Below are 14,119 nucleotides of genomic sequence, written 5' to 3' on the forward strand. Positions count from 1 at the left end.
GGTGCAAATGTAAGATAACATCTATTATAACGCAACAATTTTATTCGTTTTTTTTTATATTTATTCAGGATATTCTATTCGTAAATGGTAAATATTTGCAAGCTTGCGTTTTAGCACTTTTTTTATGGCTTGAATTTCTTTAAAAGTAATGTTCGCATTTAAAAATTGACCATCATCCATTTGCTTATTTAGTATAGTCTCAACAAAATTATCAATTTTTGTAGATGTTGGTTCCTTTAAACTTTTAGAAGCAGCTTCTACACTATCACACATCATTAAAATTGCAGTTTCTTTACTAAAAGGCTTAGGTCCAGGATAAGAAAAGTCCGCTATATCAATAGCATCGTTTATTGCTTTTTCTTTCATATAGAAATAATAAACAGTACTATCTCCATGATGTGTTCTAATAAAATCGATTACACGATCAGGTAGATTATTTTTCTTCGCTATTTCAATGCCATTAATTACATGATCTACAATTACTTTGGCACTTTCTTTTGGAGATAATTCGTCATGAGGATTAATACCTGAAGACTGATTCTCTGTATAGTAAGTAGGATTTTGCATTTTACCAATATCGTGATACAATGCTCCTACCCTAATAAGCATTGCATTTGCTCCAATTTCGTTTGCTGCCGCTTCAGCTAAATTAGCGACATTAAGAGAATGATGAAAAGTACCTGGTGCTTCATTAGACAATCGTTTTAAAAGTTTCGTATTAGTATCTGACAACTCTAATAGCGATACATCTGAAACTAAACCGAAGAGTTTTTCATATATATAAATCAGAGGTTGCACAAATAAGGTCGCCAAACCACATAATACGAACAAACCAAAAGTATCCCATTTTAAGGTCTCTATACTTCCTTCGTGAATTAGAAAGAATGCAAAATAAGCTATGATATAAATAAGAGTGATTTGCCCAACAGATATAAATAAATTGGCACGTTTATATAACTCTGAAACTGTTAATATTGTTACTATTCCTGCTAGAATTTGTAAAAACATATATTCGGAACTGTTAGGCACAATAAAACCTAAAAGCAGTACTGTAATTACATGTGTAAACAAGCCCAATCGCGCATCGAAAAACGCTTTAAGCACTAATGGTAAAATAGCTATTGGAACAATGTAGATGTATTTAGAATCGTAATTAACCACCAAAGTCGTTAATAAAACCATAAAGATTACATTGAAGAAAATAAAGGTAACTTTCGTGTTATTATCGTAAACATCTAACCTGTATTTTCTTAAAAACAGCAATAGCATTAACAGTGCAAGTGCAACTAATAACGTGTATGCAAAAACAATTAAATTATAATTAGACTCATTCCATACTTGCGACTCGTACTCGGATTCTAAAGATTTAAGAATTAAAAATTTATTACCTTCCACTACTTCTCCTTTAGAAATAATAAGTGTTTCTTTTTCTATGCTTCCTCTGTTATATGCTATAGAATTTATCCGTACTTTTAAAGCCTTGTCTGATAAATCACTATTAAACTCTAAATTTGGTTTAATAGTATTGAAAAACAGAATAGACAATGGCTTAGCAAAGTCCTCTAAGTTATTCTTCTTTAACTCTTCATCAATTTTTGGTCTTACTTGAGTTTGTTTATAAATGTTAGAGAAGTCTGTTTTACTAATTTCAACGCGACCTTTTAAAATAGTAACTGCAGATTTACTCGCAATCAACTCATCTTCGTTGGTAACTCCATATTCATAAAACGTTTTGATTAGGTTTTCACCAAATCGTTTAATTTCATCTTTAGATGGATAGATAGAATCGGGAAAAGAAATATTAAAATTTTCATTGAATTGTTTTAACACATTGGCTTTTACCGTTTCGTCAAGGTTAAAATACTTTATCGCAGTTTTTTCAATTTGAATTTTTTCTTGATCTAATTCTTCATTTGTTTTCTGAATTGCAAAATCAAAAGGTGCGTAAAGTGTTTCAGATTGCCAAGGTTTTCCTTTTTCGAAGTCGTATTTAAATTTTCCGCTTTTAGGAAATAAATAAACAATTAAAAAAGTAGTAGCAATAAACAGAAGCACCTTATAAACGAAAGCATGGTTTTTATAAAATAAATTTACGAAGTCCTTCATTCTTAAAATTAGTTTTTTTCTTTAAATTCAAATGTAATAAATTATGATTTCATTATGGGTTATTATCATAATAACGCTCTTATTTTTCCTAAAAAATGATTATTTTCGCAACACACAAAACTTAAGACTCATAAAATGAACAAAGAAGTAGTAATTGTATCGGCTGCGAGAACACCAATTGGTAGTTTTTTAGGTGCTTTATCCACAGTTTCAGCTCCAAAATTAGGAGCTATTGCTATAAAAGGCGCATTAGATAAAATCAATTTAAACCCAGAACTTGTACAAGAAGTTTTAATGGGGAATGTTGTACAAGCAGGCACAGGTCAAGCTCCTGCTAGGCAAGCTGCTATTTTTGCTGGTATTCCAGATACAGTGCCTTGTACTACAATTAACAAAGTTTGTGCCTCCGGTATGAAAACCGTTATGCAAGCTGCTCAAGCTATTGCTTTAGGAGATGCTGAGATTGTTGTTGCTGGTGGAATGGAAAACATGAGTTTAATACCTCATTATTTTCACGCAAGAAGTGCTACTAAATTTGGTCCTGCCGCTATGATAGATGGCATGCAAAAAGATGGTTTAGTAGATGTTTACGACCAAGAAGCAATGGGAGTAAGTGCAGATGCTTGTGCTACAAAATATGAATTCTCTCGTGAAGACCAAGATGCTTATGCTATGCAATCTTACAAAAGATCTGCTGCTGCTTGGGAAGCAGGAAAATTTAATAATGAAATTGTTCCTGTTGCTGTACCACAAAGACGTGGAGACGATGTGATTGTGAGTGAAGATGAAGAGTACAAAAACGTAAGAATGGATAAAATTCCAATGTTACGTGCTGCTTTTACAAAAGACGGAACGGTTACTGCTGCAAATGCTTCTACAATTAATGATGGTGCTGGAGCAATGGTATTAATGAGTAGAGAAAAAGCAAACGAATTAGGCTTAAAACCTTTGGCAACTATAAAAGGTTATGCAGATGCTGCACACGAACCAAAATGGTTTACAACTGCTCCATCTATAGCTTTACCAAAAGCATTAAATAAAGCAGGTTTAGATATTGCAGCTGTAGATTTCTTTGAGTTTAACGAAGCTTTTTCTGTTGTTGGTTTAGCAAACATGAAAATATTAGGACTTAACGATAGTAATGTAAACGTAAATGGTGGTGCTGTTTCTTTAGGTCATCCTTTAGGATGTTCTGGTGTTAGAATATTAATTACATTATTAAACGTACTAGAACAAAATAACGCAAAAATAGGCGCAGCTGCTATTTGCAATGGTGGTGGTGGTGCTTCGGCATTGGTTTTAGAACGCTCTTAAAAGAGTATTCAGTTGGCAGTTGCTTACTCAGATGTTTTACTGGTATGTGTTCACATAAAAACTAAAATAATATAAATTCAATTTTCAATAAATGCAATACGGCATTTGTAATTTAAGCATTGTCCCTTTAAGACTAGAAGCTAGCGACACCAGTGAATTGGTGTCGCAAGTTTTGTATGGTGACCTGTTTAAAATTATTGAAATGCGTAAATCTTGGTGTAAAATCCGATTATCGTTCGACAAATATGAAGGCTGGATCGATACCAAGCAATATTTCGAAATCACAAAAGATGATTACGATAGGTTACGTGATGAAATGCCAAAATTATCTTCAGATTTAATAGAGTTTATAGAAGATAAGAACCAACAACTTTATTCTATCCCTTTAGGCTCACAACTTAATGGTTTATCACTTTTAGAGCATGTTTTTGATGGTGAAATTGCTGAAGGCAAGAAAGCAAAAAATCAGCTTATTACTTCTGCTTTTAACTATTTAAATGCGCCATACCTTTGGGGCGGAAAGACACCTTTTGGTATAGACTGTTCGGGTTTTACACAAATGGTTTATAAAATGAATGGCTACAAATTACTTCGTGACGCTTCTCAACAAGCATCACAAGGAGAAGCTTTAAGTTTTATTGAAGAAAGTGAACCTGGAGATTTGGCCTTTTTTGATAATGCTGAAGGTAATATCGTCCATGTTGGTATTATCATGAAAGACAACTATATCATTCATGCACATGGTAAAGTTCGAATAGACAGATTAGATCATTCTGGTATTTATAATGTAGATACACGTATGCATACTCACAAACTTCGCGTGATAAAAAAGATCATCTAAATTTTCATTTAGTTAAAGAAAACCTAAAATCCCTAATTAAAAATGTGATTGTTTATATTTGATTTCTCGTCTTTTTTCGAGATCAAATCAAAGAAAAGCAATGCGAAAAATTATTACTTCACTCCTATTTATTTGTCTAGTTTCAATAAATAGCTTCGGCCAACAACCAAATAAACCAAATGCTTCTGAAATATACGAATCTATAGAAAAACTAAATTTCTTAGGTTCTGTATTGTATGTTGCAGCACATCCAGACGACGAAAACACAAGACTTATTTCTTACATGGCGAACCGTGTTAAAGCACGAACAGCCTATTTGTCTTTAACGCGTGGTGATGGTGGACAAAACCTTATTGGCCCAGAAATCAGAGAACTATTAGGCGTTATTAGAACACAAGAGCTATTAGCAGCAAGACGAACAGATGGTGGAGAACAACGTTTTACAAGAGCTAACGATTTTGGTTATTCTAAACACCCAGACGAAACACTAGCTATTTGGAATAAAAATGAAGTGTTAAGCGATGTTGTTTTGGCTATTCGACAATTTAAACCAGATATTATTATTAACCGCTTCGATCATAGAAGTCCAGGTTCTACTCATGGTCATCATACAAGTTCTGCAATGTTAAGTGTTGAAGCTTTTGATTTAGCAGGAGACAAATCTTCATATCCAAACCAAGTTAAAGAGCATGGTACATGGCAACCGCAACGTGAATTTTTTAATACTTCTTGGTGGTTTTATGGTAGTAAAGAGAAGTTTGAATCTGCAGATAAAACTAATTTATTAAATTTTGATGTTGGTGTATTTTATCCAAGTTCGGGGTTAAGTAATACTGAAATTGCTGCTTTAAGTCGCAGTCAACATAAATCTCAAGGTTTTGGAAATACGGGAACACGTGGCGAACAAACAGAATATATAGAATTAATAAAAGGTGATTTACCAAAAGATAAATCTAATGTTTTCGATGGTATTGACACGTCTTGGAATCGTGTTAAAGGCGGAGAATCCATTGGGAATATTTTAAAGAAAGTACAAAAGGATTTCGATTTTAATAGGCCTTCAAATTCTATAAAAGAATTAGTAAGCGCTTATAATTTAATTCAGAATTTAGAAGACAAACATTGGAAAGAAATTAAAACCAAAGAAATAAAAGAAATAATTGCAGCTTGCAGTGGATTGTATTTGGAAGCAGCTGCATCAGAAAGCTTCAGCTCATTAAATAATAGAATTAAAATAAATATCGAAGTTATAAACAGAAGTAATTCAAATATTGAATTGGTCTCTTTAACTAAATCGGATGATGGTAAGGCTATTCTTAAGAATATCAGCTTAAAAAATAATAGTTCTCAAAAAGAAGCATTAGAATTTTATGTCTCAACTGAAGATCATTATTCTGTTCCCTATTGGCTAGAAGAAAAAGGAACTTTGGGAATGTATAAAGTAAAAGATAAAAATTGGATTGGCCTTCCTGAAACTATAAGAGCTGCTACTGTTCAATTTAATCTAAACATTGAAGGCTCACCTATTACATTCACAAAGCCAATTATTTACAAAACCAATGATCCTGTTAAAGGTGAAGTTTATAAACCTTTTGAAATTATACCCGAAGCTTCAGCTAAAATTTCAGAAAAAGTAATCATTTTTGAAAACGATTCACAAAAAGAAATTCCTGTTATTGTAAAAGCTGGCCGTGATAATTTAGAAGGGTTTATCGCATTTAATTACCCTAAAGATTGGAGTGTTTTTCCAAAGCAACAAAAAATAAACATTGAACATAAAGGTCAAGAACAAACTTTCATTTTTACTATTATTCCTCCTAAAAACCAAAGTGAAGGTTTGCTTTCAACAAAGGTTACCATTGGTGACAAAGTGTATACAAAAGAACTAATAGAAATTGATTACGATCACATTCCATTTCAAACTGTTTTATTACCAAGTGAAAGTAGAATTGTACGTTTAGATATTAAAAAGCGAGGTGAAAACATTGCTTATATAGAAGGTGCTGGAGATGTTGTTCCAGAAAGCTTAAAACAAATCGGTTATAATGTAGTAACTATTTCTCCTGAAGAAATTACTCCAGAACACTTGAGGAAATTCGATGCTGTCGTTGTTGGTATTCGTGCTTATAATACAGTTGAAGCCCTAAATTTTAAACAAGAGATTTTATTCGATTTTGTAAAAAATGGTGGTAATATGGTTGTACAATACAACACAAGACACAGACTTAAAGTCGATAAAATAGCTCCTTATCCTTTAACACTTTCTAGAGACCGAGTAACAGACGAATTTGCCGAAGTTACTTTTTTAAGCCCAAATCACGAAGTATTAAATAGCCCGAATAAGATAACGCAAGAAGATTTTAAAGGGTGGACACAAGAGCGTGGTTTATATTTTCCTAACGAATGGTCAAAAGAGTTCACTCCTATTCTATCGATGCACGATAAAGGTGAAACACCAAAAACAGGAAGTTTACTAGTTGCAAAACATGGTAAAGGGCATTATATCTATACAGGTTTAAGTTTCTTTAGAGAGTTTCCTGCTGGAGTATCTGGTGCTTATAGGTTGTTTGCAAACCTATTAAGCATTGGTAAAAAGGATATTACTAATAACTCTAAGATTAAGAAATAAAACAGTATTAAACTAAATGTAATCGCTGTATATCAAAATTAGAAATACAAACGCTTCGACTGCGCTCAGCATAACAAATATCAAACTAACGAACATATGAAAGAAAATCAACCAAAATACAAGTGGAGTAAACTCTACACGTTAATACTTGTCGCAAACGCTGCGTACATTGTCGCCTTTTATTTCATCACTAAAGCATTTTAAGATATGCAAGCATTAGATTGGGTTGTTTTAATAGGAACTTTATTAACCATAGTCATTTATGGTACTATTCAAACCAGAGGAAGTAAAAACGTAGAAGATTATTTAAAAGGTGGAAATCAATCTAAATGGTGGACCATTGGCTTGTCTGTAATGGCAACACAAGCTAGTGCAATTACATTTTTATCTACTCCAGGACAAGCGTTTAATGATGGTATGGGTTTTGTGCAATTCTATTTTGGGTTGCCAATTGCAATGATAGTTATTTGCATGGTTTTTATTCCATTATATCATAGATTAAAAGTCTATACTGCTTACGAGTTTTTAGAAGATAGATTTGATAGAAAAACAAGAACGCTTACAGCAATTCTATTTCTAATTCAACGTGGATTAGCCGCTGGAATAACAATCTTCGCTCCTGCTATTATATTATCTGCCGTTTTAGGTTGGAATTTATTATTACTGAATGTAATTATTGGTGTTTTGGTTATTATTTATACAGTTTCAGGCGGAACCAAAGCTGTTAACGTAACACAGAAGCATCAAATGATTGTGATATTCACAGGAATGATAATCGCTTTCGTATTAATATTAAATCAATTACCAGCAGACATATCATTTTCAAAAGCTATTGAAATTGCTGGAGCCAGTGGGAAAATGGAAGTCCTAGATTTTTCTTTCGATTTAAATAACCGTTATACTTTTTGGACAGGTATGATTGGTGGAACTTTTTTAATGCTCTCCTATTTTGGTACCGACCAAAGCCAAGTGCAACGTTACCTGTCTGGAAAATCTGTAAAAGAAATGCAATTAGGTTTAATGTTTAATGGACTTTTAAAAATACCAATGCAGTTTTTTATTCTGTTTGTTGGTGTTATGGTTTTTGTGTTTTATCAATTTAATCAAGCACCTGTAAACTTTAATCCTACAGCTACAGAAGTGGTTTTAAATTCTGAATATGCCGAAAAATATAAAGCCATTCAAGAAGAACAAAAAATCCTTTTTGAATCTAAAAAGAACGCTATAAACAGTTATTTTTCAGCTGATGGAGATATAAAAGCTTCAGACATTGCATCTTATAATGCAGCAAGCGATGTCTTAAGAAACAAAGGAAAAGCCTTAATTGAAAAAGCTGGTGAGGCCAATAATGTAAAAGTGGAAAGCAATGATAAAGATTACGTTTTTATCCATTTTATACTACACAATTTACCAAGAGGACTAATTGGTTTATTACTAGCAGTAATCCTATCTGCAGCTATGTCTAGTACTGCAAGCGAATTAAATGCTTTAGCGAGTACTACAACTATAGATTTATACAAACATCGCGTCGGCGAAAAAACCGAAGCGCAAATGGTAAGTGCTTCAAGATGGTTTACGCTAATTTGGGGAATTTTGGCCATTGGCGTCGCCTGTGTTGCTAATCTAGCGGAGAATCTAATTCAACTAGTAAATATTATTGGTTCTATTTTTTATGGAAATGTATTAGGTATATTTTTGTTAGCATTCTTCTTTAAATTTGTAAAAGCAAATGCCGTTTTTGTAGCTGCGTTTATTACGCAATTCTTGGTGATTACTCTTTTCTTATTGGATAACTATGACATAATAAACTTACCTTTTTTATGGCTTAATTTTATTGGATGTGTTATCGTTATTGGTATTGCATGTTTGTTGCAGTCTTTTATGTCAAACAATTCTAAAGTAACAACTAGTAGTTAATAGTACTATGCAAAAAATAAAATGGGCTGTAATTGGATTAGGCAAAATAGCAGAAAAATTTGCTACAGATATAAAGCAAGTTCCAAATTGCGAACTCTATGCTGTGGCTTCAAGAACCTTAACTAAAGCAAATCAATTTGCCGATAAGCATAATGTTGCTAATGCCTATGATAGTTATGAAGAATTACTAAAAAATGATGACATAGATGCGGTTTATATAGCAACACCACATAGTCTGCACAAAGAAAATACTATAGATGCGTTAAACTCTAAAAAAGCAGTTTTATGCGAAAAACCTTTAGCCTTAAATGGCAAAGATGTTTCTAAAATGATTGCTGCTGCCAAGCAAAATAACACGCTTTTTATGGAAGCACTTTGGACTTCTTTTTTACCACATTTTAAAGAAGCGAAAGCAATCGTTACTAACAAAAAAATTAATTCTATTCCGTTTGGAAAACTAATTAAGTTAGAAGCAGATTTTGGATTTCAAGCAAAGATAGATCCAGAAGGTAGAATTTACAACAAAAATCTAGGAGGCGGAAGCTTAATGGATGTAGGTATTTATCCCGTATTCTGCTCACTATCAATTTTAGGAAAACCAAATAAAATAGATGCTAAAGCGGTTTTGTTAAAAAATGGTATTGATGCGTCTTGCGATATTACATTTACTTATAACACCTTTAAGGCCTATTTAAAAAGTAGCATCATTGAAAATACACGAACCGAAGCTATTTTCACTTTCGAGAACTGTAAACTAATTATAAATAGTCGTTTTCACGCAGCTTCAACGCTTAGTATAGTATTTAATGATGTGTCTATTGAAACTATAAAACTAGACTTTAACTACTCTACTATTGGCTACAGTTATGAAATTGATCACTTTAATAATTTAATTAGAGCCAATAAAACTGAAAGTGATGTCATGGATTTTCAATCAAGTATTGATTTAATGGAAATCTTAGACACCATAAAAACTAAGATTAACCTTGATTACAAAAGTTAGTAATACTACGTTTATAAATCATTCTTTTTTACAATAAAAGTATAATATGAAATATAAATACGTTTATTTAATAATTGCCATTTTAGGTCTAGCATATACTTGGTATTTTAATATTCAGTTTTATCAAACTGCCGAAGACACATCTATTGCTATTTTTATAGCACAAGCAAAAACAACCTTTCCAGCAAAATCAATTACTGCAGATATTACTGTTGTTTTATTTGCTTTCTTTACTTGGTATATACCAGATGCTCTAAAATTAAAAGTGAAATATTGGTGGGCTTTAATACCATTAACCTTTTTAGTCGCTATTGCATTTACATTTCCCATGTATTTATTTATGCGTAAAAATAAGCTTGATAAAATAAAAAGTAACCAAAAGTAACAACCTATTCTACTATAAAAACACAATCTAACCGATTGTGTTTTTTTATGCAAAAAACCTCACAAAAAGACAAGTATAATTAACTTAAAGTCGTTTTTACTTGTCATTAAGTAAAGTTTACTTTGCATTTGTTCAATCAATTTAATTATTCATTCAAAAAACAATCATTATGAAATCAAATTATTTATTACCTAACAAATACAAAATCTTAGGTTGGCTACTCTTTTTTCCAGGAATCGTTTTAGGTTTACTATTTTTCTTAGAGAATGTCGATGATGACACTATTACACTTCCAATGTTATCTATTTTTGACGACCCAATATTAAACAGCGATCCCATACGCTTTTTTACAATTATTGAAACTGGTGTATTAAGTGAGATTATCGCTATTATTGTTGGTGGTTTATTAATAGCGCTATCAAAAGAAAAAATTGAAGACGAATTTGTCGATAAGCTTAGAACAGACTCTTTTGTTTGGGCTATGATTACTAATTATATTATCTTATTATTAGCTACTATTTTTATTTATAATATGACATTTTTCACAGTACTGGTATTTAATATGTTTACACCCCTAATATTTTTTATCATCCGTTTTAATTTCTTAAAACTTAAATCCAATAGTGATGAAGAATAGTATAAAAGTACAACGCGCTATTCACGACTTAACACAAGCTGGTTTAGCAGAGAAAATTGGCGTTAGTAGGCAAACCATTAATGCAATGGAGAAAAACAAATATGTGCCTTCTACAGTATTGGCATTAAAATTGGCCGAATTATTCAAAACCGCTGTAGAAGACATCTTTCAATTAGAAGGCAACGAATAAAGTAAAAAGACCAATAGCTTTAATAAAATTCACAGAAGTTAGAACCACCTTTTATTGGTGCCATTTATTAAACTTGACTTTGTCAAAAAAATAGTCGAACTTCGAGATTGAACTAACTACTAATATAAAACACTTATGCTGAAGTTGTTTCAATATTTATACGGTTTCAATATTTAAAGAACTGTTAGTTACAATTAAGAAATAGAAAAATGGCAGAACAAAAAGATTTAGATTTTACCTACACCACTATAGACGAAATATTCCGTTTAAGTATGGGGGAAACGGGAGATTATAGTGGAGCAAAATATGATGGTGACTTTTCGATGTCATTGGAAGCAGCTCAAAAAGAAAAACACAAATTTATAGCAGATAGCCTTAACATTACCAAAGAAAGCAAAGTACTTGATATGGCATGTGGTTGGGCGCCTTTTACGCGTTATATTGTTCAAGAAAGAGGTGCAAAAAGTATTGGCTTAACGCTATCGCAAGGACAGGCCGATGCTTGTCAAAAAAATGGTTTTGAGGTGATAGTGAAAGATTGTCGTAATATAAAACCAAAGGATTTTGGCACTTTTGATGCCATTACCTGTATTGGCGGATTGGAGCATTTTTGTTCGGTGGAAGAATGGAAAGAAGGTAAACAAGAAGAAATCTATAGCGACTTTTTTAAAACGCTCTATGATTTGTTGCCTGTTGGAGGACGGTTTTATATGCAAACGATGACTTTCAGTAAGAATATGATCGAATTTGAGGCGTTGGATGTCAATGCTAAAAAAGACTCGGCAGCCTATGTTATGGCACTCATGGTAAAACAATTTCCCGGATCTTGGCTTCCCTATGGACCTGAGATGGTAGAGAAATGTGCAAAACCCGGATTCAAACTAGTTTCTAAAAGTAGTGGAAGATTGGATTATATTGAAACCATAGCACAATGGCGCAAGAGATTCAGAAAATTTCACCTTAAAAAATATTGGCTCTACCTATCACTCATTCCTAGATATTTCACTGATAAAGAGTTTAGACACTTGGTAGCAATTTTTAATGTAAGCCCAAACAGAGTCTGTTTTGAAAAAGAGATAATGGACCACTATAGATTGGTCTTTGAAAAAGTGTAAATGAACTGTAACGGATTGTATTAAAAACAGTTTCTTTCCAGATTATAAAAATGAAAAAACTCACAAGCATTACACTTGTGAGTTTTTTAGTTTATTCAGAAATCGTAAATAAAAAATCTATAATATTAAATCTATAGAGCGCCCCATTCTTTAAGAGAATCTGTATTCATTTTAACATAATCAGCATTTTTTGCTTCCTTTGCTCCTGCTAAAGATGCCTTTGCAGCTTTTATTGCCTTTCTCTTGTTTCCTGCTTTTGCATGGATTAAAGATTGCTGACGTAAATACCAAAACTTAGGCTCATCTTTAGTCATCTTAATAGCCATATCAATCCATTCTACAGCTTGCTTCATATTACCATTAGATTCTAAATTATAACGTGCAGCAGCATAATAATCTGCAGCTCCAGGTCCAGCCATAATTTTAGCAATTCCCGCTTCTACCTTTTTTGAAGTTGGTACACCAATTTTTATTCCCACATAACTAGATTCCCATAAGATTCCTAATATTGCAGAATCGTTAGATAAATCATCGAAAAGCATTGTAAATGTTTCCATTTGCATTGGCATTGTTACAACATCTACAGTTACTTTAGCAGCTACTTTACTGTCGTCCCATTTTCCTGGTGCTCCCCAGTTTTCAGTGTCAGCATAAAAAACAACCTCCCAAGATTTCTTATTTGGTGTAGTAAATATAGCGTAAGAGCCAGCTTTAACTTCTGTTCCACCAATCATTACATCATCACTAAAAGAAATTATTGTGTTTTTATTAGCTCCTGTTCTCCATAATTTACCAAAAGGTACTAATTCTCCAAAAATAGCACGACCTCTCATGTTTGGTCTTGAATATTCTAAGGTCATGTCTGTTAAACCAACTTTCTGCTCCACTTTTGCAAATGGACTTGGCTGCGGTGTTTCAATTTGAGCATTTGCACTAAAAGAAGCTACAAATACTAAAGCAATCATTAATAAGTTTTTCATAATATTTTAAATGTGTTATTGTTAGTTTTCACGTGCGTAAATTTACGCATTAGAGAATGTTTTTATTGTTAACAAAACCATAAAATAAGGATGTATTACTTGTTTGATAATTTTATTAATCGTAACATTGCGATAAACAAATTATAATGGGATTAATTAAAACTGAAATGTTCACAGATAATCAAAATGCTATAGCATTAATTGCAAAAGCCTTTGGACATCCCGCTCGTGTAGCTATCATTCAACATCTATTTAAAATAAATACTTGTGTGTGCGGAGATTTAGTAAACGAAATAGGATTGGCACAACCAACAATCTCTCAACATTTAAAAGAATTAAAGGCTTTAGGTTTAATTAAAGGTACCGTAGAAGGTACAAGTGTTTGCTATTGTATTCATCCAGAAAACTGGAAAAACATGAAAAACTTAATAAATACCTTCTTAAATGCAGATGATAAAAATTTAAATAAATGTTGCTAAAATAAAAACACATGACACTATCTGAAATTAAAAATAAATTAAATAATTTAGAAACTATTGCTTTCGAACTTCCTAATGGAAATTTGGTTCCAAAGCATTTTCACGTTACTGAAATTGGCGAAGTTTCGAAAAACTTTATAGATTGTGGTGGTACACTTCGAATAGAAAAGAAAGTTAATTTTCAGCTTTGGAATGCAAATGACTACGATCACAGAATACATCCAGAAAAATTATTACAAATTATTAATGTATCTGAAAAGACTCTAAACCTTCAAGATCTAGAAATTGAAGTAGAATATCAAGGTGAATTTACTATTGAAAAATTTGGATTAGAATTTAAAAATAACACTTTTGCACTTACTTCTTTAGTTACAGATTGTTTAGCTAGAGACAAATGCGGAGTTCCTGAGCCTAAGCAAAAGCTACAATTTTCTGAACTAGAAACTAAAGACACTTGCGCTCCAGGTTCTGGATGTTGTTAGCATAAATATAGAATTTCAGAACATTACAACAGTAAGCACTT

The 14,119-nt window shown here is 32.2% G+C and carries 13 protein-coding genes; 11 read left to right on the plus strand and 2 right to left on the minus strand.

Annotated elements, in window-relative coordinates:
* Positions 1–60 precede the first annotated feature (60 nt).
* Positions 61–2,106 carry an HD family phosphohydrolase gene (locus RH82_RS04965; RefSeq protein ID WP_034058624.1) on the minus strand — a complete coding sequence of 682 codons (2,046 nt, stop codon included), beginning with the start codon at positions 2,104–2,106 and terminating at the stop codon, positions 61–63.
* 135 nt (positions 2,107–2,241) lie between these two features.
* Here RH82_RS04965 and RH82_RS04970 point away from each other — a divergent pair, with 135 nt between their 5' ends.
* The 9 genes from RH82_RS04970 to RH82_RS05010 all read left to right on the plus strand — a co-directional run bounded on the left by RH82_RS04970 (position 2,242) and on the right by RH82_RS05010 (position 12,137).
* Positions 2,242–3,420 carry an acetyl-CoA C-acyltransferase gene (locus tag RH82_RS04970; protein ID WP_034058627.1) on the plus strand — a complete coding sequence of 393 codons (1,179 nt, stop codon included), beginning with the start codon at positions 2,242–2,244 and terminating at the stop codon, positions 3,418–3,420.
* A 91-nt stretch (positions 3,421–3,511) separates the two neighbouring features.
* Positions 3,512–4,261 carry a C40 family peptidase gene (locus RH82_RS04975; protein ID WP_034058629.1) on the plus strand — a complete coding sequence of 250 codons (750 nt, stop codon included), beginning with the start codon at positions 3,512–3,514 and terminating at the stop codon, positions 4,259–4,261.
* 100 nt (positions 4,262–4,361) lie between these two features.
* Complete coding sequence (locus RH82_RS04980; RefSeq protein WP_034058632.1) at positions 4,362–6,890, plus strand: PIG-L family deacetylase; 2,529 nt, start codon at positions 4,362–4,364, stop codon at positions 6,888–6,890.
* A 207-nt stretch (positions 6,891–7,097) separates the two neighbouring features.
* On the plus strand, positions 7,098–8,807 hold the full coding sequence (locus RH82_RS04985; RefSeq protein ID WP_034058635.1) for a sodium:solute symporter: 1,710 nt from the start codon (positions 7,098–7,100) through the stop codon (positions 8,805–8,807).
* Between the two features lie 7 nt (positions 8,808–8,814).
* Positions 8,815–9,810 (plus strand): Gfo/Idh/MocA family protein, encoded by a 996-nt coding sequence (locus RH82_RS04990; RefSeq protein ID WP_034058638.1) that lies wholly within the window; start codon positions 8,815–8,817, stop codon positions 9,808–9,810.
* A gap of 46 nt (positions 9,811–9,856) precedes the next feature.
* On the plus strand, positions 9,857–10,195 hold the full coding sequence (locus tag RH82_RS04995) for a DUF2834 domain-containing protein (RefSeq protein WP_034058640.1): 339 nt from the start codon (positions 9,857–9,859) through the stop codon (positions 10,193–10,195).
* A 169-nt stretch (positions 10,196–10,364) separates the two neighbouring features.
* Complete coding sequence (locus RH82_RS05000) at positions 10,365–10,832, plus strand: hypothetical protein (RefSeq protein WP_034058642.1); 468 nt, start codon at positions 10,365–10,367, stop codon at positions 10,830–10,832.
* On the plus strand, positions 10,822–11,022 hold the full coding sequence (locus RH82_RS05005; protein ID WP_034058645.1) for a helix-turn-helix transcriptional regulator: 201 nt from the start codon (positions 10,822–10,824) through the stop codon (positions 11,020–11,022). Before RH82_RS05000 ends, RH82_RS05005 begins: the two co-directional genes overlap by 11 nt.
* A 209-nt stretch (positions 11,023–11,231) precedes the next feature.
* On the plus strand, positions 11,232–12,137 hold the full coding sequence (locus RH82_RS05010) for an SAM-dependent methyltransferase (RefSeq protein WP_034058648.1): 906 nt from the start codon (positions 11,232–11,234) through the stop codon (positions 12,135–12,137).
* A 131-nt stretch (positions 12,138–12,268) separates the two neighbouring features.
* Here the strand turns inward: RH82_RS05010 and RH82_RS05015 are convergent, their stop codons facing one another.
* Positions 12,269–13,117 carry a DUF2911 domain-containing protein gene (locus RH82_RS05015; RefSeq protein ID WP_034058650.1) on the minus strand — a complete coding sequence of 283 codons (849 nt, stop codon included), beginning with the start codon at positions 13,115–13,117 and terminating at the stop codon, positions 12,269–12,271.
* Between the two features lie 146 nt (positions 13,118–13,263).
* Here RH82_RS05015 and RH82_RS05020 point away from each other — a divergent pair, with 146 nt between their 5' ends.
* Both RH82_RS05020 and RH82_RS05025 read left to right on the plus strand, forming a co-directional pair.
* Entirely contained in the window at positions 13,264–13,596 is a 333-nt protein-coding gene (locus RH82_RS05020) for an ArsR/SmtB family transcription factor (protein WP_034058652.1), read from the plus strand.
* An 11-nt stretch (positions 13,597–13,607) separates the two neighbouring features.
* A complete protein-coding gene (locus RH82_RS05025) occupies positions 13,608–14,078 on the plus strand; it encodes a DUF6428 family protein (RefSeq protein WP_034058654.1) in 471 nt (156 codons plus the stop codon).
* Positions 14,079–14,119 lie beyond the last annotated feature (41 nt).

This window comes from Lacinutrix jangbogonensis, from assembly GCF_000797445.1.
GTDB lineage: Bacteria > Bacteroidota > Bacteroidia > Flavobacteriales > Flavobacteriaceae > Lacinutrix > Lacinutrix jangbogonensis.

Coding starts and splice junctions, on each gene's coding strand:
- RH82_RS04990 (WP_034058638.1), top strand. CDS start 8,815: ATGCAAAAAATAAAATGGGCTGTAATTGGATTAGGCAAAATAGCAGAA.
- RH82_RS04975 (WP_034058629.1), top strand. CDS start 3,512: ATGCAATACGGCATTTGTAATTTAAGCATTGTCCCTTTAAGACTAGAA.
- RH82_RS04985 (WP_034058635.1), top strand. CDS start 7,098: ATGCAAGCATTAGATTGGGTTGTTTTAATAGGAACTTTATTAACCATA.
- RH82_RS05005 (WP_034058645.1), top strand. CDS start 10,822: ATGAAGAATAGTATAAAAGTACAACGCGCTATTCACGACTTAACACAA.
- RH82_RS05015 (WP_034058650.1), bottom strand. CDS start 13,117: ATGAAAAACTTATTAATGATTGCTTTAGTATTTGTAGCTTCTTTTAGT.
- RH82_RS04980 (WP_034058632.1), top strand. CDS start 4,362: ATGCGAAAAATTATTACTTCACTCCTATTTATTTGTCTAGTTTCAATA.
- RH82_RS04995 (WP_034058640.1), top strand. CDS start 9,857: ATGAAATATAAATACGTTTATTTAATAATTGCCATTTTAGGTCTAGCA.
- RH82_RS05010 (WP_034058648.1), top strand. CDS start 11,232: ATGGCAGAACAAAAAGATTTAGATTTTACCTACACCACTATAGACGAA.
- RH82_RS04970 (WP_034058627.1), top strand. CDS start 2,242: ATGAACAAAGAAGTAGTAATTGTATCGGCTGCGAGAACACCAATTGGT.
- RH82_RS05020 (WP_034058652.1), top strand. CDS start 13,264: ATGGGATTAATTAAAACTGAAATGTTCACAGATAATCAAAATGCTATA.
- RH82_RS05000 (WP_034058642.1), top strand. CDS start 10,365: ATGAAATCAAATTATTTATTACCTAACAAATACAAAATCTTAGGTTGG.
- RH82_RS05025 (WP_034058654.1), top strand. CDS start 13,608: ATGACACTATCTGAAATTAAAAATAAATTAAATAATTTAGAAACTATT.
- RH82_RS04965 (WP_034058624.1), bottom strand. CDS start 2,106: ATGAAGGACTTCGTAAATTTATTTTATAAAAACCATGCTTTCGTTTAT.